The following is a 23,772-nucleotide window of genomic DNA, read 5'->3' as shown; positions in this document are numbered from 1 at the left end:
GGCGGTCGGCGGGCCGTCCACCGCCGAGTGGTGCGGGGTCGAACGAGGGGCAGGGGGCAGGGGGCAGTAAATGTGCATTACATGCGAGCAGGGATGTATGTCATGCATCCCATAGCAAGCCGCAGCCCCTTCGGCCCCGAAGCAACAGTGACGGAATGGCGTGCGCGGTGTGATCACCCCGCGCACCCATGAGACGCAGGAACTGAAGGAGTCGGGCTTGCTGGCAGTCCTGGCCTTCTCGCGAGGGTGGATACGTGACTGAGACGGACGCGGTCCGCATGCCGTTGACGGCGGCACAAGAAGCCCTGTGGTTCGCGCACCAGCGCGACCCGGACAGCACCGCCCACACCATCGCCGAGTACGTCGACGTGCAGGGCGACTTCGACCCCGCGCTCCTGCGGAGAGCGGTGGCCCACGTGACGGACGACGCGGAGGCCGTACGGGCCACCGTCGTCGGCGACGGAGCGGCGGGGCGGAGCCAGTCGGTCCACGTCGGGCTCCGCATCGACGTGGACCTGACCGACCTGTCGGGGCGGCGGGACGCCCACGAGAGGGCCCTGTACCTCATGCGCGCGGAGGTGGCCTCGCCGGTGGACCCCTCTTCCGGGCCGGTCACCGGGATGGCGCTCTTCCGGCTCGCGCCGAACCGCCACCTCCTCTTCCTGAAGACCCACCACCTGCTCCTCGACGGATACAGTGCGGCTCTTCTCCTCAGCCGGATCGCGGAGACCTACAGCCTGCTCTCGGCTGGTTCCTCCGTTCCGTCGGACCCTCTCCCGCTCGCCCCTCTCGTCGAGGACGAACTGCGCTATGCGGGGTCGTCCGAGCGTGTCGCGGACCAGGAGTACTGGCGCGAACAGCTCGCTGACGCGCCGTCCGCGGTGCGGCTCACCGACCGTGCTCTCGCGCCCGGCCGTGAGGTACTGCGCTCCGGCATCGAACTGCCGCCGGAGCGTTGGCGCCGGATGCGTGAGCAGGCACGAGCGGCCCGCATCGGCTGGCCCGCCCTCTTCGTGGCCGGTACGGCGCTCTACTCGCACCGGGTGTGCGCCGCCGACGACCTGTTGCTGGGGATGCCGGTGACAGGACGGCGCGGACCGACTGCCCGCGCGACACCCGGCATGATGTCGCAGGTCCTGCCGTTGCGCCTGCGCCTGTCCCCGAACGATTCAGGGGGCGATCTGCTGCGCCGGGTGACCCGTGCGATGCGCGGAGCGCTGCGGCACCAGCGGTTCCCGGCCGAGGAACTGCGGCGCGACCACGGACTGCTGCCCGGGCAGCCGCTGACCGGCCCGTCGGTCAACGTGCTGGCCTTCGACGGGAATCTGCGGTTCGGTCCGGCCACCGGGGCACTGCACAACCTGTCCGTCGGGCCGGTGGACGACCTCACCCTGGCTGTCCACCCTCGCACCGGGGATGCCGGGGCGAGGGTGGACGTGCTGGCCAACGCGGCGCTCTACGACCGCGGGGCCGTGGAGAGCCATCTGGAGCGGATCCTGCGGCTGACCGAGGCGCTCGGTGAGGACCCGGCACGGCCCGTCGGCGGTCTGCGGCTCACCGACGCGGGAGAACGCCGTGGTGTGCTGGCCCTGGGGACGGGCCCGCACCATGCAGACGGCCCTCCCGATTCCTCCCCGGGGACGCTCCCCACCCTGCCGGAAGAACTCGCGCGGCTGGCACGGGAAATACCCGAGGAGACCGCCGTCGACGACGGCACCCGGCGTCTGACGTTCGCCGAGTTGGACCGCGCGGTCGACAGCGGCGCGTCCGCTCTGCACGCCGACGGCGCGGGTCCCGGTACGACGGTCGCCGTGGCACTGCCCCGGTCCGTGGACACGGTCGTCGCGCTGATGTCCGTCCTGCGGTCCGGTGCGGTCTACCTGCCGGTGGACGTGGCGTACCCCGCCGAGCGGATCGGATACCTGCTCGCGGACGCCGAGCCCGTGATCCTGCTCTGCGACCCCGACGGGCCGACGGCCGACATGGCGCCGGCGGGGGCAGTGGTACGCGGCGTTCCGCGCGACGGGGAACCGCACGGGTACGGCCCCGTCCGGGGTCCGAACCCCGAAGATGCCGCCTACCTCATCTACACCTCGGGCTCGACCGGCCGCCCCAAGGGCGTTCTCGTCGAGCACCGTTCGATCAGCAACCTGCTGGCTCATCACCGGAAGGAGTCGCACGAAAGTGCCATGCTGGCCGAGCGGCGCCGGATGCGCGTCGCGCTCACCGCGGCCATCTCGTTCGACGCCTCGTGGGATCCGCTGCTGTGGATGCTGGGCGGGCACGAACTGCACATCGTCGACGACGGGACGCGGCGTGACCCGGAGGCGCTGGTCGCGTTCCTGCACGCTCGGCGGATCGACGTCATCGAGATCACCCCCAGCTTCCTGCGGGAGCTCCTGGCGGCCGGGCTGACGGCAGAACCGGAGGCGGGCGGGGGAGCCCCGGCCCACCGGCCGACCGTGATCGCGCTGGGCGGGGAGGCCCTCAACGACGACCTGTGGCAGCGGCTCTCGGGCGAGCGGGGCGTTCTGGTCTACAACTACTACGGCCCGACCGAGACCGCTGTGGACGCCGTCACCGCCAGGGTCGCCGGCGAGGCGCCGGTCATCGGCCGACCGGTGCACGGCACCCGCGCCTACGTTCTGGACGCCGCGCTGCACCTGTTGCCCTCCGGGGTGGTGGGCGAACTGTATCTGGCCGGAGAGGGCGTGGCGCGCGGATACACCGGCCAGTCGGGACTGACCGCCGACCGGTTCCTCGCGGACCCCTTCGGAGGGCCCGGCGAGCGCATGTACCGGACCGGGGATCTGGTGCGCTGGCGGCAGAACGGTTCGCTGGAATTCGTGGGGCGCAGCGACGACCAGATCAAGGTCCGAGGGCACCGGGTGGAGACCGGGGAGGTCGAGTCGGTACTCATGGCGCTCCCGGGCATCGCCCGGGCGGCGGTCCTCGTGCGGAGCGGCGAGCGGCTCGCCGCCTACCTCGTCCCGGCTTCCGACGAGGACGGTGCCGCCGTGCGGCGGGACCAGCGGCCGGTCCTGGACGCCCTGGCCGGCACCCTGCCCGCGCACATGGTGCCGACGGCCTACGCCGTGGTCGACCGGCTGCCCCTGACGCCCAACGGGAAGCTCGACACCACCGCGTTGCCCGAGGCCGGGATTCCGGCGGCGGGACCCCGGTCGAGGCCCCGGACAGCCGCCGAGGAGGCGGTGTGCGCGGCGATGGCGGCGGTTCTGGGAACCGAAGAGGTCGGACGGGACGACGACTTCTTCGCCCTCGGGGGCCACTCACTCCTGGCGACCGCCCTGCTGGGGCGGTTGGCCGAGGCGACCGGAGTGCGGCTTCCGGTGCGCTCGCTCTTCCGCGCGCCCACGGTCTCCGGCCTGGCCGCCCTCGTGGAGGAACACGGAGTCGACCCCGGCACCCGGGTCGGCGCGGTGCCGGTGCGCCGTCCCCGGCGGTTGCCGCTGTCGGCGCCGCAGCAGCGGCTGTGGCTGCTGGAGCGCATGGGCGAGGGCGGCGAGCGGTACCACCTGCCCCTTGCCGTCCGGCTGGACGGAGAACTGGACGTCCCCGCGCTGCGGGCGGCCTTCACGGATCTGCTCGGTCGCCACGAGAGTCTGCGCACGGTCTACCGGGAGGACGCCGAGGGCGCCTACCAGGTGGTGCTGCCGGTGGACGAGTGCGGTATCGCCCTGGAGACCGCCCCGGCCGTGCGTGAGGCCGCACCGGACCGGTTCCCCACCCCCGCCTTCGACCTGACCCGGCGTCCGCCGGTGCACGCGCTCCTCGTGCCGGAGGACCAGGTGTCCGGCGGAACCTCGCACCTGCTGATGATCACCTTGCACCACATCGTCGCCGACGGCTGGTCCATGGCTCCGCTCGTGCGGGACCTGTCCGAGGCGTACGCGGCACGTATCTCGGGGCGCGCACCCGCATGGCGGCCCCTGCCCGTCCAGTACGCCGACCATGCGCTGCGCCGGCGGGCCTGGCTCGGGGCGCAGGAGGACCCCGCCTCACCTGCCGCACAGCAACTCGCCGAGTGGCGCGAGGCGCTGGCCGGCCTGCCGCCGGAGATGCCGCTTCCGCTCGACCGCCCCCGTCCGGCCCGTGCCGGCTCCCGGGGGAACCGGGTGCCGCTGCGGCTCGACGCGGCGACGCACCATTCCCTCGCCGCGCTCGCGCGGGAGGCGGGCACCAGCCCGTTCATGGTGCTGCACGCCGCGCTCGCCGCGCTGCTGCACCGGCTCGGCGCCGGGGACGACATCGTTCTGGGCACGCCCGTGGCCGGCCGGGACGAGGAGGAGTTCCATGCGGTGGTCGGCTTCTTCGTCAACACCCTGGTGCTGCGCGTCGACGCCGGTGGGGACCCGGATTTCCGCGAACTGCTGCGCCGGGTGAAGGAGGCGGACCTGGCGGCCTACGCCCGGCAGGACCTGCCCTTCGAACAGCTCGTGGAGACCATGGCGCCGCCCCGGTCCCTCGCGCGGCACCCGCTCTTCCAGGTCATGCTCGCCTTGAACAACACCACCGCGCCGTCACTGGAACTGCCCGGTCTGCGGGCCACCGTGGTGGAGGCGGAGCGGCCGACGGCCAAGTTCGACCTCACCTGGGACCTGACCGAGGAACACGACGAGGCGGGTCGACCGGCCGGGCTGACGGGCGCGGTCGAGTACAGCAGCGACCTGTTCGAGGCTGCGACCGTGCGACGTTTCTGCGGACACTTCGGCCGCCTGGTGCGGGCCGCCCTCGCCGGCCCCGACCGGCCGATCGGCGCCCTGGAGATCCTCACCGAGGACGAACACCGGGCAGCGGTGGACACCCACGCGCGCACCGAAGCCCCGGACCTGCCCGGGCAGGTTCCGCTGCAGAGCGTCTGCGACGTCCTGGCCACCCAGGCTGCGGTCACTCCGGCGCGCACCGCGCTGGTGGGTGCGGACGAGGACGTGACCTTCGGGGATCTCGTGGCGCGGGTCGACTCCGTGGCCCTGCGGCTCGCCGCTGCCGGGGTGCGGCCCGGGGACCGGGTGGCCGTGGCGCTACCCCGGTCCGCGGGGCAGATCAGCGCCGTCTTCGGGGTGCTGCGCGCGGGCGGCGTCTATGTTCCGCTCGACCCGTCCCATCCGACGGAGCGCAACGCGCGCATACTCGAGTCCGCGCGCCCCGCCGCGCTGCTGACCGAACGCACGTGCGCATCGGCCCTGCCCGCCTCCCGCACGCCGGCGCTGTTCCTCGACGAGACCCCCGGTGCGCCGGACAGCTCCGCCCCGCGGTTGCCCGGAGACGGACCGCGCGGGACGGACCCCGCCTACGTGCTGTACACCTCGGGCTCGACCGGCCGCCCCAAGGGCGTCGTCGTCGAGCACCGGGCCCTGGCCAACCTGCTCCGGCACCACGGTGGCCAGATGATCGAATCGGCGGAACGCGCCGCCGACGGCCGCCCGCTCCGGGTGGCCCTGACCGCGGCGGCGACGTTCGACGCCTCCTGGGACCCGCTGTTGTGGATGGTCGCCGGACACGAGCTGCATCTGGTGGACGACGCGACCCGGCGGGATCCCGAGGCACTGGTGGCCTTCCTGCACGAGCGCCGGGTCGACGTGATCGAGACCACCCCGTCCTTCCTCGAACAGCTCTGGACCTGCGGCCTCTTCGCCCCCGGCCGCCCCTGGCCGCGGGTGGTGGCGCTGGGCGGCGAACCGGTGAACGAGGCGCTGTGGCGGAAGTCGTCCGCGCTGCCCGGGGTGGACGTATGGAACCTCTACGGCCCGACCGAGGCCACGGTCGACAGCGTCGTGGCACCGGTGACCCCGAGCGAGAAGCCCAACATCGGCCGCGCGGTCGGCGGCATGCGGGCCAGGGTGCTGGACCCGCGGCTGGGGCCCACGCCGCCGGGCGTCACCGGCGAGCTGTACCTCGCCGGTGACGGGCTGGCCCGCGGCTATGACGGGGCGACCGGAATGACCTCCGAACGCTTCCTGGCCGACCCGTACGGCGCCCCCGGGAGCCGGATGTACCGCACGGGAGACCTGGTGCGCCGACTGCCGGACGGGACGCTGGCCTTCGTCGGACGCACCGACACCCAGGTCAAGGTCCGCGGCTTCCGCGTCGAGACCGGCGAGGTGGAGGCGGCCCTGACCGCCCATCCCGCCGTCCGGCGGGCGGCGGTGGCCGTCCAGGAGGGGCCCGGCGGAGCCCGGCTGACGGCCTGGGCCGTTCCGGGCACCGACGCCGGCCTGTCCGCTGCTGGGCTGCGCGAGTTCGTCGCCACCCGGCTGCCCGGCTACATGGTTCCCGGTCGGATGAGCCTCGTGCCGGAGATTCCGTTGACAGCCCACGGCAAGACGGACTTCGCCCGCCTTCCGGAGCCCGAGCCGGCCGCCGCGGCGGCCGACGAACCGCCGCGTACACCGCGGGAGGAGATCCTGTGCGAGCTGTTCGCCGGCTGCCTCGGAATCGACTCGGTCGGCCGGGACGGGGACTTCTTCGCGCTGGGCGGCCACTCGCTGCTGGCCACCCGGATCGTCAACAGCGTCCGTACGGCCTTCGGCGTGGAGCTTCCCGTCCGCGCACTGTTCGAGAACCCCACACCGGCCGGGCTTGCGGGGCTCCTCGACAGCGCAGGGGCGGCCCGTCCCGCACTGCGAGCCCGCACGGACCGGCCTGTGGAGATACCTCTGTCCTTCGCGCAGCGCCGACTGTGGTTCCTCAACCGGATGCGGCCGTACGACGCCTCCTACAACCTGCCCATGGCCGTGCGCCTGCGCGGACGCCTGGACGTCCCGGCGCTCCGTGCGGCGCTGTGCGATGTCGTGGAACGGCACGAGAGCCTGCGTACCGTCTTCCACGATTCGTCCACGGAGCCGGGCAGCCCCGTACAGCTGGTGCTCGCGCCGGGTGACGCGCAACCGTCCCTGACGGTGACGACCTGCCCGTCCGACGAAGCCGAAGCCCTGCTGCAGGCCGCGGCCCGGCGTGGCTTCGACCTGGAGCACGAACTTCCGGTGCGGGCCGAGCTGCTGGCGACAGGCGCGGAGGAGCATCTCCTGCTGCTGACCGTGCACCACATCGCCGCCGACGGCTGGTCGATGGGACCGCTGGCGCAGGATCTCGCGGCCGCCTACGCGGCGCGCGGCGCGGGCCGGGCACCGGACTGGGAGCCGTTGCCCGTGCAGTACGCCGACTACGCGCTCTGGCAGCGGGAACTGCTCGGTGCCCCCGAGGATCCGGACGGAATCCAGGCACGCCAACTCGCCCACTGGAAGAACGCGCTCTCCGGCGCACCGGCAGAGCTCGCGCTCCCGGCCGACCGGCCGCGCCCCGAGAACGGATCGCAGAGCGGCGGCAGCGTTCCGGTGCCGCTGCTCGCCGAGGACGGCAGGCGGCTGGCCGCGCTCGCCAAGAAGGAGGGCGCCAGCACGTTCATGGCGCTCCACGCGTTGCTGGCCGCGCTCCTCGACCGGTTCGGCGCCGGGGAGGACCTCGTGGTCGGCAGCCCGGTCGCGGGCCGTACCGACGAGGCGCTGGGCGGCCTGGTGGGGTTCTTCGTCAACACGCTCGTCCTTCGGGTGAGCACCGGCGGCGACCCGAACTTCCGGGAACTGCTGGAGCGGGCACGGCAGACCGATCTGACGGCCTTCGCGCACCAGGACCTGCCCTTCGAATCGCTCGTCGAGCATGTGGCGCCGCCGAGGTCGCTCTCCCGGCATCCGCTTTTCCAGGTGATGCTCTCCCTCAACAACGCCGGACGCCCGGAGCTGGAGCTTCCGGGGCTGCGCGCGGAGGTGGAAGGGGTGGACACCGGAGGGGCGAAGTTCGATCTGTCGTTCAGCTTCTCCGAGCAGTCCGCCGACGGAGCACTCAGCGGTGTGCTGGACTTCAGCCGCGACCTCTTCGAGCAGGGAACGGCGGAGCGGCTGGCGGCTGCCTTCGCCACCCTGCTGCGGCTCGTGGTGGCCGAACCCGACACACCCCTGTCCGCGCACGACCCGCTCGACCAGGAGGAGCGGGCCGGGCTGCTGGCCCAGGGGCGGGGTGCGCCCGCCGTTCCCACCCACTCGACGGCGGTGGCGGGATTCCACGCCAGCGTGCTGGCAGCCCGCGGCGGCGACATCGCGGTCCGGAGCGGTGAAGAGACCCTGTCCTTTGCGGAACTCGCGCAGCAGAGCGCCCGGTTGGCCCGGCTCCTGACGGCGCGAGGTGTGCGTTCCGGAGACACCGTGGCCGTGCTGCTCCCCCGCTCCACCACCACACTCACCGCGCTGCTGGGCGTGCTGGCGGCCGGCGCGGTCTACGCACCGGTCGATGACGCGCTGCCCGCGGCGCGGGTCGCGGCCGTCCTCGACGACGCGCGTCCGGCGGTGGTGCTGGCGACGGAGGTGACAGCGGGCCGGGTGACCGACGGCGCCTGGGAGGTGCTCCGGCTCGATGCGCCGCAGACGACGGCCGCCCTCGCCGCCGTGTCGGCGGAGCCGCTGGCCGACGGCGGCCCCCGGCCCGGCGACGCGGCCTATGTCCTCCACACCTCCGGGACCTCCGGCCGCCCCAAGGGCGTGGTGGTGGAGCACGGTTCGCTCATGCGCCTGTGGGAGCACCACCGGCGGGAGTTGTTCGTTCCCGTCCGGACGGGTGCCGGGGGCCGGCGGCTGCGGGTGGCGCTGACCGCTTCCGTCTCCTTCGACGCCTCCTGGGATCCGGTCCTGTGGATGTTCGAGGGAAACGAACTCCTGGTCGTCGACTCCGACACGCGGCGCGATCCCGCAGCGCTGGTGGCGCTGGTGCGGGAAGAGCGCGTCGACGTCCTGGAGACCACTCCCACGCACGTGGCGGCGCTGCTGGACGCGGGACTGTGCGATCCGGGCGGGTCGGGACACCGGCCGCTGGTACTGGCTCTCGGCGGCGAAGCCGTCCCGCCGGGGCTGTGGCGACGGCTCCGCGACATACCGGGGCTGACCGTCTACAACCTGTACGGGCCGACCGAGGCCACCGTCGACACCCTGTACGCACCACTCGACCGCAGTCCGGAGCCGGTCCTGGGCCGTCCGGTGGCGGGGACCCGCGCCTACGTGCTCGACCGCTTCCTGCGTCTCGCGCCCGCGGGCACGACCGGGGAGCTGTATCTGGCAGGCGCGAGCGTGGCGCGCGGCTATCTGGGACGGCCCGCGGAGACCGCCGCCCGTTTCGTGGCCGATCCGTTCGGCGCCGCCGGTGAGCGCATGTACCGGACCGGGGACCTCGCCCGCTGGTCGGCGGACGGCCACCTGGAGTTCCGGGGACGGGCCGACGGACAGCTCAAGGTGCGCGGCTTCCGGGTGGAACCCGGCGAGATCACCTCCGTGCTGGAACAGCGGACGGAGATATCACGGGCCGCAGTCGCACTCCGCACCGTGGGTGCCGAAGGGACCCGGGGCAGCGAGCAACTCGTCGCCTACGTGGTTCCCGCGGGCCCGGAAGCGGGACAGGAGCCCGGGGTGCCGGACCGCGACCTGCTCCGCAGGGCGCTGGCCGACGCGCTGCCGTCCTACATGGTCCCCGCGGCCTTCGTCGTGCTGGATGCGCTGCCGCTCACCTCCAGCGGCAAGCTCGACACCGCCGCGCTCCCGGACCCGAGCACCGAGCAACTGACCCGACAGACCGGGCAGCCGCCCGCAAGCCCGCGCGAGGATCTGCTGTGCGCGCTGTTCGCCGAGGTGCTCGACGTCGAATGCCCCTGGGCCGACGACGACTTCTTCGCGCTGGGCGGCCATTCCCTCCTCGCCGCCCGACTGCTGTCCCGCGTCCGGGACGCCACCGGCATCGACCTCGGCATCCGCATCCTGTTCGAGGCTCCGACCCCCGCGGCTCTCGCCGCCGGCCTCGACAGCCAGGAAGCCGCGGAGGGCAGCAGCGGGCCGGGCTCCGACCTCGCGACCCTGCTGCCGCTGCGGACCCGCGGCAGCCGGGCGCCGCTCTTCTGCGTGCACCCGGCCGGCGGCCTGGCCTGGACGTACGCCGGACTGCTGCAACACCTGGCGGACCACCCGGTCTACGGCCTCCAGACTCCCAACCTCGACGGCAGCAGCCCCTTCCCCGACAGCCTCGAGGCCATGGCCGCCGCATACGTCGAACAGCTCCGATCCGTGCGGCCCCACGGGCCCTACCACCTGCTGGGCTGGTCCTTCGGCGGCAACGTCGTCCAGGAAGTGGCCGTCCAGCTCCAGGAAGCGGGAGAGGAGGTGGCCCTGCTCGCCATCCTGGACGCGTTCCCGGTGCCGCCCGCCGACGGCTTGGAGGACGCCGACCACGACACCGTCTTCCGCGCGCTGCTGACCAACCTGGGCCTCGACCTGTCGGCCTGGGACACCGACGCCCCGCTCGACGCGGCCGACGTCCGGGACGCGCTCCGTGACGCGGGCAGCCCTCTGGGGGGCCTGACGCCGGAAACGATCGAGACGATGGTCGGCAACTTCGCCGCCCAGGCCAGGCTCATGCGTCACTACACGCCGCGTACCTTCCACGGCGATGTCCTCTTCTTCCGTGCGACGGAGGAGGACCCCGCCGCCGGGCTCGTCCCCGACATGTGGACGCCGTACCTCGCCGGTCACGTGCGCGTGCATGACGTGCCCTGTGCCCACGCACAGATGATGCGCCCCGAGTCCCGGGCCCTGATCGGCCCCGTCCTCGCCGAGGAACTCCGGCACACCTGACCTGGTCCGGCGGTTCGTCGCGCACGGCACGCCGACCGGTATCGCCTGTCCGTCACCACACCGAGAGATGAGTGAACGAGAGAGATGACCAACCCCTTCGACAATCCCGCTGTTCAGCATCGCGTCCTCGTCAACGACGAGGGCCAGCACTCCCTGTGGCCCGAGTTCGCGGACATACCCGCAGGGTGGCACGCCGTGCACGGCCCGGTCTCGCGTCAGGAGTGCCTCGCCTACGTGGATGCACACTGGACCGATCTGACGCCGTTGAGCGCCCTGGCCTCCCGGTGAACGAGCCGACCGTGCGCTTCCCGGGGCCGGGGCGGGAGCCGCTGCCCCCGCCCCGGCCCGCGGACCCCGACGGGGGCCGGGCGACCGTTCGCCCGGCGCCGGCCCCGACTCCCGCTGCCGTACCGGGCGATGCCGCGATCCGTGCCGAGGGCCTCACCCGCAGTTTTGGCGACCACCAGGCGCTGCGCGGGGTCGACCTGTGCGTCGCCGCCGGCAGCGTGCTGGGCCTTCTCGGTCCCAACGGTGCGGGCAAGACCACCACGGTGCGCATCCTCACCACGTTGCTGCGGCCGGACGGGGGCCGGGCCACGGTCGCCGGACGGGACGTGCGGGACGAGGCCGAGGCGGTGCGCGCCCGCATCGGCCTGTCCGGTCAGTACGCGGCCGTCGACGAGCGGCTGACCGCCCGCGAGAACCTGTACCTGGTCTGCCGGCTGCATGGACTGAGCCGCGGGCCGGCCCGTCGGCACGCCGCGGAGCTCCTGGAGCGGTTCGCCCTCGGCGAGGCCGCCGACCGCCCCAGCGGAGGCTTCTCCGGCGGAATGCGCCGCCGCCTCGACCTCGCCGGCGCCCTGGTCTCGCGGCCGGCCGTCGTCTTCCTCGACGAGCCCACCACCGGCCTCGACCCCCGGGGCAGGGCCGACACCTGGCGTGCCGTGGAGGAACTGGTGGCGGACGGCACCACCGTTCTGCTGACCACGCAATATCTGGAGGAGGCGGATCACTTGGCCGACTCCATCGCCGTCATCGACCACGGACGGGTGATCGCGCGGGGTACTTCCGGCGAGCTGAAGACCGCCGTCGGCGGCGAACGCATCACCGTCACCCTCACCGACCCCGAGACGCACCAGACCGCGGCCGGTGCCATGGCCGCGGTCGGCCCGCACCGGCCGGATGTCGACGTGCGCGCCGGCACGGTGACCGTCGCCACTGACCGAGGGGCGCACGCGCTGCGCGAGGCGCTCGACGCCCTGGACGCCGTCGATGTCGGGGTCCGGGATGCGGCGTTGGCCCCACCCAGTCTGGACGATGTGTTTCTGTCCTTGACGGGCAGCTCCCGGCAGCGGCCGGAGCCGCCCGCCACCGTCGAACCGGCGGCTTCGAACGCCGCTCCCGCGCGGGGCGGGGACGGCGCTCGGAAGACCGGCACCGGCACCGGCACCGGCTTCAGGCAGCCGTTCCGGGCACGCAGGAAGGGGGCGCACGCATGGCGACCCTGACCCTCGCGCCGCGCCCGGCCTCGGGCCCGCTGCGCACCCTGCGCGACGGGCTGATCATCGCCTGGCGGAACCTCGTCAACCTCCGCCGCACACCGGGAGCCGTCATCGCGGCCCTGGTACAGCCGCTGATGTTCGTGCTGCTGCTGGCCTACGTGTTCGGTGGCAGTCTGGGGGGCGCCGCATACCGGACCTTTCTGATGGGCGGCATCTTCGCCCAGGCCGTCACCTTCAACGCCTCGTTCACCGCCATCGGACTCGCGGGTGACATGGACAGGGGCATGGTGGACCGGTTTCGGGCACTCCCCATGCCGCGCGGCTCCGTCATCCTCGGCCGCACCCTCTCCGACTTGGCGATGAGCGCGGTCACCCTCACGGTCACCTCGCTGTGCGGCCTGGTGGTGGGCTGGCGGGTGGAGGGCACCGTCGCCGCTGCCGCGGCCGGCTATGCCCTGGTATTGCTCTTCGCCTTCGCGATGTCCTGGGTGGGCGCGACCATCGGGCTGATGGCCCGGAGCGTGGAGGTCGCGCAGAGCGCCGGACTGATCTGGCTTTTTCCCGTCACGTTCGTCTCGGGTGCCTTCGTCTCCGTCACCTCCATGCCCGGTCCGCTGCGTGTCGTCGCCGAGTGGAACCCTGTTTCGGCCACGGCCACCGCGGCGCGTTCGCTCTTCGGCAACGAGGCTCCCACCGCGGTCGCGCCTCCCGGATCGTGGCCGGTCGAGCACGCCGTGCTGTACGCCCCTCTGTCCGCACTCGCCGTCATCGCCGTGTTCATGCCGCTCGCGGTGAGCCGGTATCGGCGCATCGCCCGCGGTTGACGGAAGCGGCTCCTCGGGCCTTTCCGCGGGACCGGAGGTCCTGGACTGCAGGGGCGTACGTGATCCGCAGGGTGTGCCCGCGGCGGAAGGCCCCGCCAGGACGACGCGACGGTCTTCGCGTTCCCTTGCCACCGTTCCGGACGGCGTCTGCGGCTGCCGTACCCGGAGCGGGGGCTTCTGGCTGCCCGGCTCAGCCCTCGGCCGGCGGGGGGCCTGCCGCGTCGATCTCGGCGACGAGTGCCTCGATGCGGGTCCTGATCTCGTCGCGGATGGGGCGCACGGACTCGACGCCCTTTCCCGCCGGGTCCGCCAGCGCCCAGTCGAGATAGGTCCGGCCGGGGAAGACCGGGCAGGCGTCGCCGCAGCCCATGGTGATGACGTAGTCGGACGCCTGGACGGCCCCGGGGGTGAGCGCCTTCGGCCTTTGGCCGGAGAGGTCGATGCCCACCTCCCTCATCGCTTCGACCGCTGCCGGGTTGACCTGGTCGCCGGGGAGCGAGCCCGCGGAGCGGACCTCGACGCGGTCGCCCGCGAGGTGGCGGAGGAAGCCGGCGGCCATCTGCGAGCGCCCGGCGTTGTGGACGCAGACGAACAGCACGGACGCGGCGGGGGTGGAGGGCATCGGTTCATCCTTCGCGGGTCCCTGGCGAGCGCCGGACCGCCTCCGGGGAGCCCCCCGGAGAGCGGCGGCTGCGGACCGGTCTGGCATCAGCTTCGAGTGATGTGACAGTATCAGCACATGCTGACGTCAGTCGAGACTGATCTGATCCGCGTCCTGGCCGACCCGCTCCGGATGACGATCGTGCATCTGCTCGCCCGGGAGACCCTGTGCACCACGCACCTGGTCGAGGAGACCGGCGCGCGCCAGACGAATCTCTCCAACCACCTGCGGGTGCTGCGCGACGCCGGAGTGGTGGACACCGAGCCGTGCGGCCGGTTCACCTACTACCGGCTGCGGCCCGATGTCCTCACCGCCCTCGCCGGGCAGTTCGCCGAACTGGCCGCGACCGCCCGCACCACCGCCGCCGCCGACATCAAGAGGGCCTGCCCGTGAGCGCCACCGAAGAGACCACCGAAGCGCCCGCGCCCGACACCCGCGCCGCGGACGGAGGCGTCGTCCGCGGGCTCTCCACCCTCGACCGCTTCCTGGCCGTGTGGATCCTGGCCGCCATGGCCGTCGGCCTGGGGCTGGGCCGGGCGGTGCCCGGCCTCGACGACGCGCTGTCCAGGGTCGAGGTCGGCGGCATCTCGCTGCCGATCGCCCTCGGTCTGCTGATCATGATGTATCCGGTGCTGGCCAAGGTCCGCTACGACCGGCTCGACGCGGTCACCGGCGACCGCAGGCTGATGGCCTCGTCGCTGGCCCTGAACTGGATCCTCGGCCCGGCCGTGATGTTCGCCCTCGCATGGCTCTTCCTGCCCGATCTGCCCGAGTACCGCACCGGGCTGATCGTCGTCGGACTGGCCCGCTGCATCGCCATGGTGATCATCTGGAACGACCTGGCCTGCGGCGACCGCGAGGCCGCCGCCGTGCTCGTCGCCCTCAACTCCGTCTTCCAGGTCCTCGCGTTCGGCCTGCTCGGCTGGTTCTACCTCGACCTGCTGCCCCGGTGGCTGGACCTCGGCGACGGGCAGGGGCTGGACGTCCCCGTCTGGCACATCGCGCTGAACGTCGTCGTCTTCCTCGGCATCCCGCTGCTGGCCGGATTCCTCACCCGCCGCCTCGGCGAGAAGAAGCTGGGCCGCGGACCGTACGAGCGGAACTTCCTGCCCCGGATCGGGCCGTGGGCGCTCTACGGGCTGCTCTTCACGATCGTGCTGCTCTTCGCGCTCCAGGGGAGGACGATCACGTCGCAGCCCCTGGACGTGGCCCGGATCGCGCTGCCGCTCCTGGTGTACTTCGCGCTGATGTGGTTCGGCGCCTTCGCACTCGGCAAGGCGATCGGCCTGGCCTACGACCGCACGGCCACCCTGGCCTTCACCGCCGCCGGGAACAACTTCGAGCTGGCCATCGCGGTCGCCATCGCCACCTTCGGCGTCACCTCGGGCCAGGCCCTCTCCGGGGTCGTCGGCCCGCTCATCGAGGTCCCGGTGCTGGTGGCGCTGGTCTACGTGTCCCTGGCCTGGCGCGGGAAGTTCCCCGCACGGTGACGCGCCGGGCCCGCCGGCCCGGTTCCGCGGGGTTCCGGGTGCTGGTCCGGCCTCAGGCGGCCGCCGGTCCGGTCGTCAGGATCTGTCCCATCGCGGCGAGCACGGACGGGGCCACCCGGTAGTAGACCCAGGTGCCGCGCCGCTCGGAGAGCAGCAGTCCGGCTTCCTTGAGCTTCTTCAGATGGTGGGAGACGGTCGGCTGGGAGACCCCGACGTCGGAGATGTCGCACACGCACGCCTCGCCGCCCGGATGGGAGGCGACCGTCGAGAACAGCCGCAGCCGCACCGGGTCGCCGAGCGCCTTGAACATCCGCGCGGCGGTCTCGGCCTCCTCGGCCGTCATGGGGCGCTCGGTCAGCGGCGGGCAGCACGGCACCACCTCGGCGGACGGGGTACTGGGCTTCGGCATGACTCTATTTTGACACAAATCGAAACAGCGCTCCGAGGGTGCGGAAGGTCTGATTAGATATTTGTCTATGTTGACGGGTGTCGAACCAGGTGTCACGCTGGTGAGGGCAAGACATAGACAATCATCGAATCAGCCGGCGGCCCGGCCGCCACTCCGCCCACGCCCGTGAGGAGCCCCTTGTCATGAGCAACCAGCAGTTGCCCGTCGTGGTGATCGGAGCCGGACCGGTCGGCCTGGCCGCCGCGGCGCACCTCCTCGAGCAGGACATCGAGCCCCTCGTCCTGGAGGCCGGCCCGTCCGCCGGGACGGCCGTGCGCGAGTGGTCCCACGTGCGGCTGTTCTCCCCCTGGGGCGAGGTGACCGACCCCGCGGCGGAGAAACTGCTCGCCCCGACCGGCTGGGCCGAGCCCGACGCGGCCGCCTACCCCTCGGGCGGCGACTGGGCGGAGCAGTACCTCCAGCCGCTCGCCGAGGCACTCGGGGACCGGGTCCGCTTCGGCGCCACCGTCACCGGTGTCGCCCGGGCCGGGCGCGACCGCGTCGTGGACGCCGACCGCGGGACCCGGCCCTACGCCGTCCACGTCCGGTGCGCGGACGGACACGAGGAACGGATCACCGCCCGCGCCGTCGTCGACGCCTCCGGCACCTGGAACGTCCCCGGCCCCGCAGGCGGCAGCGGTCTGCCGGCCCTCGGCGAGCAGGCCGCGGCCGACCGCATCACCTACCGCGTCCCCGACCTCGGAGACCCGGCGGTACGGGCCCGCTACGCGGGCAAGCGCACCGCCGTCCTCGGCTCGGGCGCCTCCGCCTTCACCGCCCTCGCCCACCTGGCCGCCCTCGCCGGGACGGACGACGGTGCCGGCACGAAGGCGGTCTGGCTCCTGCGGCGGGGCCTCTCCGATGCCACCTTCGGCGGTGGCGAGGCCGACCAACTCCCCGCCCGCGGCGCCCTCGGTCTCGCGGCCAAGGCCGCCGTCGACGGCGGACACGCAGCAGCGGTCACCGGCTTCCGCACCCACACGGTCGAGCGGGCGGCCGACGGCCGTCTGGTGCCGGTCTCCGAGGACGGACGGCGTCTCGAACCGGTGGACGAGATGATCGTCCTCACCGGCCTCCGCCCGGACCTGTCCTTCCTGTCCGAGATCCGCCTCCGGCTGGACGAGCGCCTCCAGGCGCCGGCCGAACTCGCCCCGCTGATCGACCCGAACGTCCACTCCTGCGGCACCGTCCACCCGCACGGCCACCGCGAACTGTCCCACCCCGACCGGGACATCTACCTCGTCGGCATGAAGTCCTACGGCCGCGCCCCCACGTTCCTCGCGCTCACCGGCTACGAGCAGGTCCGCTCCGTGGCCGCCGCCCTCGCCGGAGACCTCGAATCCGCGGACCGCGTCGAACTCACCCTGCCCGAGACCGGCGTGTGCGGCGGCACCGGTCTCCTCGCCACCCCCGAAGCCGGACAGCCCACCGAGGGCGGCTGCTGCGGATCCTGACCGGCCCGGTTCCGCCAGGCATCGGCCCGGTTCCGCCGGGCACCGGGAGAGCGCTGCCGGTGCCCGGCCGCCGCGGAGGACGGGTGGCGTCCGGGCGGTCAGTCCGGGCGGACGCTGAGCAGGTCGCCGGGCTGGCAGTCCAGTTCGCGGCAGAGCGCGGTGAGAGTGGAGAAGCGGATCGCCTTCGCCCGGTCGTTCTTGAGAACGGAGAGGTTGACCACGGTCACCCCGACCCTGGCCGCCAGTTCGGACAGGGTCATGCCCCGCTCGGCCAGCAGCCGGTCCAGATGGATCCGTACCCGGTGCTCCTCTTCCGGTGGCATCAGACCAGTCCCTCGGTATCGGCGCGCAGCGTCGTTCCGCGCCGGAAGACCTCTCCCAGCGCCAGGACGAGGAAGGCCAGCAGGACATGTTCTCCGGTGAAGGTGACCGAGAACGGTATCTGCTCGGCCATGGGGGAGCCGTGCACCAGCATCTCCGTGGTGAGCGCCGGCAGCACCGGGGTGAGAACGGCCTGCACCAGCACCGTGAGTCCGATGGCGCTCAGGCGCCGGGCGTTCGCCGGTACGAAGATGTCGCCGCCGCTGAGGGGTCGGGCCACCTTGAAGAGCAGCACCAGGACGAGGAGCAGGAGCAGGCTGCCGACGACCTCCGGAAGGGCGAGCAGCAGCCGCTGCCCCGGGCCGGGGTCGGCGAGGACGAGCTCTGCCTGCCGCGTGCCGGTGAGGGTCATGCCGTGGCCCGTCGCCGCGGCGGACACCTTCTCCGGTATGCGGGCCGCCGTCCCGGGCTCGACCTCGACGGTGTTCACGCGTCCGTCCCCCAGCCCGACCACGCCGAGCGCCGGAAGCAGCACCCCGAAGACGCCGACCAGGACAACAGCCAGGCCCAGAGCCGCTTCCAGGAGCCGGCTGTCGGTCCGGCTCCACCAGGACGTGGTGCTCATGTTCTCCCCCTGCCCGCAGTGGCATATCGTTTCTCGATAGTATCGACAAACGATATGCCAGTCGCCTCAAGGGCTCCACGGACCGGCCACCACCGGGACGGGTCCGTCGAGGCCGCGCCCCGCGGACCTGTCCGAGGAACCGTGGGGTCCACCGGCCGGGCTCACTCCGTCGGTGCCGCACACGACCGGACCTCCTCCAGCAACTCCGGGTAGTGCACGCCGTACGTGCCCACCGCGTGCCACACAGCGTCCAGCGCCGCCTTCAGCGGATCGGGGTCGGCAGCGGCGAGCACGGCAGGAAGAGCGAAGTGCGGCTGGGAGATCCGCTCGGGGCCATTCGAAGTGCCGGAAGTGCCGGAACTGCCGGAGGCGCCGGAGGCGCATACCACCGCGACGAGAGGTGGCACCTCTCCGAGGGAGACCGGCCTGTCACCGGCCGGCGTGGACGGGAGCCTGCCCGGCGAGCGGCCGAGGCCTGCTTTCCGTTCGACGTCCCCCGGCTCCGAGGCCGCGTCCCACGTCGGCCCGGCCGCTGACCGAGACGGCAGCGGACGGTAGGGCGGCCGCTCGGGAGGCTCCGCCCTGCGCACCGACCGGCTCGGGACCTGCGGGTCGGAGCACAGCGTCTCCCACATCCGGTCCGCGTCGTCGAAGGGCGGTGGCAGGGGACGTCTTTCCGCCACCGCGGTGAGTGCCCGAGCGACCCAGGAAATGTCCAGGAGGCCCGCCGCCTCGCAGGCCCGCCGGGCGGCCAGCGCCGCCACCGCGCGCTGCACCTCGGAAGGCGCGGCGCCCAGCGTGTGCACCAACTCGCTGTCGAAACGGAGCAGCCCGCGGACGTTGCCACGGACGTCGCGCAGCCGCCCGCTCGGCGACCGACCGCCCCACTCCCATCGCTCGAAGTGCAGGCGCCGCTCCTCGGCTGCCCGCTCCGCTGCCCGACGGGCCAGGCGTTCGGCTTCGGCGCGCTGTTCCGGTGTGGGCGGTGGGGGGAGTTGCCGCGCGAAGCGGTTCCAGTAGGCGGCCGCTCGTGAGGCCTGGCGGACCACACGGTCCGCCTGCGGCGGTGCGGGCCAGAATTGCAGGAGGTAGCTGTCCGCCGCCGGCTCGCCGGACAGTCTGGTGTCGAGTTCCCGCCCCTCGTCCATCCCCCGGCCGCAGTACCGCACCCGGTAGTCGGTCCGGGCGAGACCGAGGTCCCATGCGGCCTGACCCGCCCACGACACCAGGCAGGTGTCCTCCGACTCCGGGTGGAAGGACACCTCCACGACGTCCTCCCAGCCCGGGTCCAGCGGGGGTTCCTCGTCGTGGACTTCCACGGCGAAGCCGACGTCTCCCGTGTGCAGCCCGGTGTTCAGCCAGAGCGCCCCCGGGACCGCCGCCCCGCACAGGCCCCCGCTCTGGCCTGCGAACGCCTCGCAAAGATCCGGATTCAGGCTGCCCGGAGCGTGCACGTAGATCTGACCGTAGTGAACCTGCACCTCACCTGCGACCGGCCTGCGCACAGCAGCACCCCTCCCCCTTCGTGACGACAGCCGTGACGGCCCTCGGCCGACGGGCCGTCACCTGCCGTGCATCGTGCCGCAGGCCACTGACAACGGGTCCACGGCGAGGCGGACATCGGCGCAGAGCCCGCCTGCGGAGCAGCAGGGGGAAGGGGCCGCAGGGGGCCGGCCGGCACGGCCGGGGACACGCCCCCGCGGCCGGCCGCCCGGCGCTCAGTCCTCGTCGTCTCCCTCGTCCTCGTCGTCGTCGAAGACCTCGTCGATGACCTCGGCGGCCACGAATCCCCCGACCACGCCGACGGCGACGCCCGCCGCCGCACCGGCGACGACGGCACCGGTGCTCGGCCCGGAGCGGTGGTGACCGTCGTGAGAGGTGTCGTGGTGGTGGAGTCCATGGCCCGGGTGCGGTACGTACCCGGAGTGGCCTGCTGCGTGGCCGCCGCCGTGGTGCTCGACCAGCTGCCGGACCCAGGCGTCGACTTCGGCGTTCCAGTCGACGTGCTCGGCGCCTTCGTGGCCGACCGCGAAGCGGTTGACGGCGTCGTGTCCCTCGGAGAAGAGCCCGCCGCGCTTGTCGGCCTCCAGGACGACCTCCATACCGCCCGGGGCGGCGAGGAAGGTCACCTCCACCTCGTTGACGGCGTGGGCGTACTGCGGGGCGGGGGAGAGTTCGATCTCCTGGTAGAAGGGCAGGGTCTGTCCCGTGCCGTGGATGTGGCCCAGTTCCAGGTCCGCGGACGTGAAGCCGAACCCGAGCTGTCCCAGGGCCTCCAGCACGCCTTCCTGCGCGGGAAGCGGTGCCACCCGGAGCGGGTCGAGGTCGCCCTTGTCCTTGGCTCCCGCGACCGCGAGCTCCGTCCGGATTCCGAGGACCACGCCGAGGGGCTGGCCGTGCAGCTCGGTGATCGGCGTCTCCCACGGAAGGGTGACGGTGAAGGGCACGCTGCGCCGCTCACCCTCGGTGAGCCGGAACCCGCCGCCCACCGTGAGGCGGTCGAAAGCGACCACGCCCTCGTGCTCCTCGTCACCGTGTTCCGCCTCGACGCGGGCGACGAGTTCGAGAGTGATCTGCTCGATCTCGCAGTCGGCGGAGCCACCTTCGAGATGCACCTGGCCGCTGAGCGGGCCACCCGGTCGCGCCGGCCCGTCGTCCAGGACCGTGTCCACCGAGGGGCCGCCCACCCCGAGAGCTCCGAGAAGCCGTTTGAACACCATCGCGGGCGTTCTCCTTCACTTGTCTGCCGACGCTTGAGTGCGGGCGGTCCCGCCCCGGTCACGGGACGTGTCCGCCGCAGGGCCCCACGCTACGGCAGGCCTCTACAGCACTGTAGTTTTCAAGTCGCCGCCGACAGCGGTGTTCCCGTCGGCCGGCTCAGGGGTGCACCGGTGGGCCCGGTGCAGTGAACGGGCTCCGCGGGAACACCGCGCCCGGCGCCGGAGTCCGGGCGGCCCGACCGTGCGGCCGGCCGCGACCGGCCGCACGGCGGAGGGTCACAGGTGACGGGCGATGACAGGCAGCAGGTCCTGGAAGGTGCGGCCCTGTGCCGGCTCCCCGATGGCGGCCATCTGCCATCCTCCGCCGGAGCGGTGCACCTTGGCCATGATCTGCGCCGTGTGCGGACCGCCTCCGGTCAGGGTGTAGCGCGCGAGCTCCTCACCGGACGTCTCGTCGATCAGGCGGCAGTACGCGTCCTGCACTTCCTCGAAGGTCTGACCGGTGAAGGAGTTCACCGTGAAGATGATCTGGTCCACCTGCGGCGGGACACCTTCGAGGGACACGCTGATGGACTCGTCGTCGCCCGCACCGGTGCCGCCGACGAGGTTGTCACCACTGTGCTGTACGGAACCGTCGTCGCTGACCAGATGCTGGAAGAACACGACATCGGCGGGCTCGCCGGCCGCGAACAGTACCGCGGAGGCGTCCAGATCGATCTCGCGGGTTCCGGCGAGTTTGGCGAGGAATCCCTTGCGGGGCGCGGCCTGCCAGCCCAGCCCCATGCGCACCTTGGTGAGCGAGCCACCGCCGGATTTGGTCAGGCTGATCTGCTGGCCTTTGGAGAGGTTCACGGACATCTCAGGTACCTCGGTTCGCGTGGCGGGGGATGGCTGGGGGCGGCAGTGGAGGGCAGCGGACGGCAGGGAGGAGGTGTCCAGGTCGGGAAGAATGCCGCCCTGTGGTGCACGGCGGGGGCAATGATGCTGTCCGCCGGTGTCAGACGTTGACGCCGAAGTCGGCCGCGATTCCGGCCAGCCCGGAGGCGTAGCCCTGGCCGACGGCGCGGAACTTCCACTCGGCGCCGTGCCGGTACAGCTCTCCGAAGACCATCGCGGTCTCCGCCGCGGCGTCCTCGGTCAGGTCGTAGCGGGCGATCTCCTGGTTGTCCGCCTGGTTGACGACCCGGATGAAGGCGTTGCGCACCTGCCCGAAGTTCTGCGAGCGCGCTTCGGCGTCGTGAATGGAGACGGGGAAGACGATCTTCGCGACGTCAGTGGGAACGGCGGCCAGATTCACCTTGACGACCTCGTCGTCGCCTTCTCCCTCGCCGGTGAGGTTGTCGCCGGTGTGCTCGACGGAACCGTCCGGGCTCTTGAGGTTGTTGTAGAAGACGAAGTGCTGGTCGGAGACGACCTTGCCGCTCTCGTCGCACAGCAGGGCCGAGGCGTCGAGGTCGTGGTCGGTGCCGGTGGTGGTCCGCACGTCCCAGCCCAGGCCGACCAGGACGGCGCTGAGCCCCGGTGCCTCCTTGCTGAGCGAGACGTTGCCACCCTTGGCCAGGGAAACTCCCATGTTCTTCTCCTTCCGTGCCGTCGGACCCGGAGCCCTCGGTTCGAGGCCTCCGATGAAAAACTACAGCACTGTAGAAGAACGGGGGTGGGTAGCCGGACAACCACGTCACCGGCCGCGCCGGGCATCCCTGGCGACGACCGTCCGTCGACGGTGCGGTGAACCGATCGAACCGATCAGGCTGCCCGGTGGCCCCGCCGCGGCCGCTTGCCGTGTGTCGCGACCCCTGTCCGCCGGCCGCCCCGGAAGAACCACGGCATGTCCGGCTCCATCAGAGGGCGGAACAGTTTTCGCACGGGAGACGTGCACAGCAGCGTCATCATCGCTGCCACCAGCACCGTCAGGGCGACACGGCCCGCCGGGTGACCCACCCAGTCCAGGCTGTACCAGTCCAGTTCGCGGGAGAGCTTGATCGGATACACATGCAGCAGATAGGCGTACAGCGTGCCCGCGCCCAGCGTGGTGAACCACATGTGCCGACGGGGAACCCAGGCCAGGAAGCACGCCGTCAGCACCAGGCCGCAGCCGAAGACGGCCAGGACCATGGTCGCGCCGACCCAGGCGGGGACCCCCATCTCCGCCGCCGACTTCTCCCGCAGGAACCAGCCCGAGGACATCCGCGGCACCGCCCAGTAGGCCAGCAGCAGCGCACAGGCCGTCACCGGCACCGCGAGCCACCGTGCCGCACGCTGCTGCACGAGCGCGAAGTGCTCCGGCCGCAGTTGCAGCCCCAGCACGAAGAAGGGCAGGAACTGGGCGATGCGCATCAGGTCCAGATCGTTGCCGACGCTCGGCGTGACACTCGCACCGACGGCGATCGCCAGCGCCACAGGCACCGGCCAGCGCAGGTTCTTCCACACCGGCGTGGTCAGCCGCCACACGAACAGGGCGACGAGGAACCAGAGCGCGAACCCCGGCTCCTGGTAGTGGAACTCCCGCTGCGGATTGTCGAGCCACCGCATGAAGAGCGTGTAGACCGTCTGGAACGCCAGATACGGCACCAGGACGCCCGTCACCAGTCGCACGATCTGGCGCGGTGTGCCCTCGTAACTCCGGGAGAGATAGCCGGAGATCACGATGAAGGCCGGCATGTGGAAGGCGTAGACCGTGGCGTACAGGGCACCGGCGGCGCGGCTGTCGCCCTGCATGGGCGCCCACAGATGCCCGACCCCGACCAGCACGATGGTGAGGTACTTCGCGTTGTCCAGAAACGGATCGCGGCGGCCGGCCGGGCGGCCGGCGGCCTTCGCGGATGCAGGTAGCGCTGACGGTCTCTCCACCGGCGCAGCGGGAGGTGCCGGGCGGGCGGAGGGCAGCGGTGCTCGCGTATAACCAGCCTGCAACATTATGAGCACGATAGCGGTCAAGCCTGTGTAAGCACACGGCCGGTGGGGCAAGCGGGCTGGTTCGGCGGATATGTCCGTGTGCTCGCGCCGCCAACCGGCTGGGGCCGCGAGGCGTCGGCTCGCCGC

16 protein-coding genes are annotated in these 23,772 nt (G+C 72.4%); 7 read left to right on the top strand and 9 right to left on the bottom strand.

Going from position 1 to position 23,772, the window contains the following annotated elements:
* Positions 1 to 278: 278 nt before the first annotated feature.
* The 4 genes from A949_RS0104360 (at position 279) to A949_RS0104345 (ending at position 13,011) form a co-directional block, all read left to right on the top strand.
* The gene (locus A949_RS0104360; protein WP_019354789.1) at positions 279 to 10,685 is read left to right on the top strand and encodes a non-ribosomal peptide synthetase; all 10,407 of its coding nucleotides are present in this window, start codon (positions 279 to 281) and stop codon (positions 10,683 to 10,685) included.
* An 84-nt stretch (positions 10,686 to 10,769) separates the two neighbouring features.
* A complete protein-coding gene (locus A949_RS0104355) occupies positions 10,770 to 10,973 on the top strand; it encodes an MbtH family protein (RefSeq protein ID WP_019354788.1) in 204 nt (67 codons plus the stop codon).
* Positions 10,974 to 11,110: 137 nt separating this feature from the next.
* Positions 11,111 to 12,193, top strand: coding sequence for an ATP-binding cassette domain-containing protein (locus A949_RS0104350; protein WP_237735744.1), 1,083 nt, complete (start codon positions 11,111 to 11,113; stop codon positions 12,191 to 12,193).
* The gene (locus A949_RS0104345) at positions 12,181 to 13,011 is read left to right on the top strand and encodes an ABC transporter permease (protein ID WP_019354786.1); all 831 of its coding nucleotides are present in this window, start codon (positions 12,181 to 12,183) and stop codon (positions 13,009 to 13,011) included. Before A949_RS0104350 ends, A949_RS0104345 begins: the two co-directional genes overlap by 13 nt.
* Before the next feature lie 190 nt (positions 13,012 to 13,201).
* Here A949_RS0104345 and A949_RS0104340 read toward each other — a convergent pair whose 3' ends face one another.
* Positions 13,202 to 13,633, bottom strand: coding sequence for an arsenate reductase ArsC (locus tag A949_RS0104340; protein ID WP_019354785.1), 432 nt, complete (start codon positions 13,631 to 13,633; stop codon positions 13,202 to 13,204).
* 117 nt (positions 13,634 to 13,750) lie between these two features.
* Between A949_RS0104340 and A949_RS0104335 the strand changes: the two genes are divergently transcribed.
* Complete coding sequence (locus tag A949_RS0104335) at positions 13,751 to 14,065, top strand: ArsR/SmtB family transcription factor (RefSeq protein ID WP_019354784.1); 315 nt, start codon at positions 13,751 to 13,753, stop codon at positions 14,063 to 14,065.
* Positions 14,062 to 15,162: an ACR3 family arsenite efflux transporter gene (gene arsB, locus A949_RS0104330; RefSeq protein ID WP_019354783.1), complete on the top strand. Its 1,101-nt coding sequence runs from the start codon at positions 14,062 to 14,064 to the stop codon at positions 15,160 to 15,162. Before A949_RS0104335 ends, arsB begins: the two co-directional genes overlap by 4 nt.
* A gap of 52 nt (positions 15,163 to 15,214) precedes the next feature.
* Here arsB and A949_RS0104325 read toward each other — a convergent pair whose 3' ends face one another.
* Complete coding sequence (locus tag A949_RS0104325) at positions 15,215 to 15,571, bottom strand: ArsR/SmtB family transcription factor (protein WP_019354782.1); 357 nt, start codon at positions 15,569 to 15,571, stop codon at positions 15,215 to 15,217.
* 182 nt (positions 15,572 to 15,753) lie between these two features.
* Between A949_RS0104325 and A949_RS32455 the strand changes: the two genes are divergently transcribed.
* The gene (locus A949_RS32455) at positions 15,754 to 17,064 is read left to right on the top strand and encodes an NAD(P)-binding domain-containing protein (RefSeq protein ID WP_019354781.1); all 1,311 of its coding nucleotides are present in this window, start codon (positions 15,754 to 15,756) and stop codon (positions 17,062 to 17,064) included.
* Between the two features lie 98 nt (positions 17,065 to 17,162).
* Here A949_RS32455 and A949_RS0104315 read toward each other — a convergent pair whose 3' ends face one another.
* The 7 genes from A949_RS0104315 to A949_RS32450 form a co-directional block, all read right to left on the bottom strand.
* Positions 17,163 to 17,387 (bottom strand): helix-turn-helix domain-containing protein, encoded by a 225-nt coding sequence (locus A949_RS0104315; RefSeq protein WP_019354780.1) that lies wholly within the window; start codon positions 17,385 to 17,387, stop codon positions 17,163 to 17,165.
* A complete protein-coding gene (locus A949_RS0104310) occupies positions 17,387 to 18,010 on the bottom strand; it encodes a DUF2975 domain-containing protein (protein ID WP_019354779.1) in 624 nt (207 codons plus the stop codon). Before A949_RS0104310 ends, A949_RS0104315 begins: the two co-directional genes overlap by 1 nt.
* A 161-nt stretch (positions 18,011 to 18,171) precedes the next feature.
* Positions 18,172 to 19,491, bottom strand: coding sequence for a hypothetical protein (locus A949_RS0104305; RefSeq protein ID WP_237735741.1), 1,320 nt, complete (start codon positions 19,489 to 19,491; stop codon positions 18,172 to 18,174).
* A gap of 237 nt (positions 19,492 to 19,728) precedes the next feature.
* A complete protein-coding gene (locus A949_RS0104300) occupies positions 19,729 to 20,730 on the bottom strand; it encodes a sporulation protein (protein WP_019354777.1) in 1,002 nt (333 codons plus the stop codon).
* Between the two features lie 276 nt (positions 20,731 to 21,006).
* Positions 21,007 to 21,588, bottom strand: a complete 582-nt coding sequence (locus A949_RS0104295) for a TerD family protein (RefSeq protein WP_019354776.1) — start codon at positions 21,586 to 21,588, stop codon at positions 21,007 to 21,009.
* A 139-nt stretch (positions 21,589 to 21,727) separates the two neighbouring features.
* A complete protein-coding gene (locus A949_RS0104290) occupies positions 21,728 to 22,303 on the bottom strand; it encodes a TerD family protein (protein WP_019354775.1) in 576 nt (191 codons plus the stop codon).
* 173 nt (positions 22,304 to 22,476) lie between these two features.
* Positions 22,477 to 23,580, bottom strand: a complete 1,104-nt coding sequence (locus A949_RS32450; RefSeq protein ID WP_019354774.1) for an acyltransferase family protein — start codon at positions 23,578 to 23,580, stop codon at positions 22,477 to 22,479.
* Between the last annotated feature and the right edge of the window lie 192 nt (positions 23,581 to 23,772).

Source organism: Streptomyces sp. AA1529 (assembly GCF_000280905.1).
Taxonomy (GTDB): Bacteria; Actinomycetota; Actinomycetes; order Streptomycetales; family Streptomycetaceae; genus Streptomyces.
This window is presented reverse-complemented; position numbering and strand designations above follow the sequence as displayed.

Coding starts and splice junctions, on each gene's coding strand:
- A949_RS0104360 (WP_019354789.1), top strand. CDS start 279: ATGCCGTTGACGGCGGCACAAGAAGCCCTGTGGTTCGCGCACCAGCGC.
- A949_RS0104355 (WP_019354788.1), top strand. CDS start 10,770: ATGACCAACCCCTTCGACAATCCCGCTGTTCAGCATCGCGTCCTCGTC.
- A949_RS0104345 (WP_019354786.1), top strand. CDS start 12,181: ATGGCGACCCTGACCCTCGCGCCGCGCCCGGCCTCGGGCCCGCTGCGC.
- A949_RS0104340 (WP_019354785.1), bottom strand. CDS start 13,633: ATGCCCTCCACCCCCGCCGCGTCCGTGCTGTTCGTCTGCGTCCACAAC.
- A949_RS0104335 (WP_019354784.1), top strand. CDS start 13,751: ATGCTGACGTCAGTCGAGACTGATCTGATCCGCGTCCTGGCCGACCCG.
- A949_RS0104325 (WP_019354782.1), bottom strand. CDS start 15,571: ATGCCGAAGCCCAGTACCCCGTCCGCCGAGGTGGTGCCGTGCTGCCCG.
- A949_RS32455 (WP_019354781.1), top strand. CDS start 15,754: ATGAGCAACCAGCAGTTGCCCGTCGTGGTGATCGGAGCCGGACCGGTC.
- A949_RS0104315 (WP_019354780.1), bottom strand. CDS start 17,387: ATGCCACCGGAAGAGGAGCACCGGGTACGGATCCATCTGGACCGGCTG.
- A949_RS0104310 (WP_019354779.1), bottom strand. CDS start 18,010: ATGAGCACCACGTCCTGGTGGAGCCGGACCGACAGCCGGCTCCTGGAA.
- A949_RS0104300 (WP_019354777.1), bottom strand. CDS start 20,730: ATGGTGTTCAAACGGCTTCTCGGAGCTCTCGGGGTGGGCGGCCCCTCG.
- A949_RS0104295 (WP_019354776.1), bottom strand. CDS start 21,588: ATGTCCGTGAACCTCTCCAAAGGCCAGCAGATCAGCCTGACCAAATCC.
- A949_RS0104290 (WP_019354775.1), bottom strand. CDS start 22,303: ATGGGAGTTTCCCTGGCCAAGGGTGGCAACGTCTCGCTCAGCAAGGAG.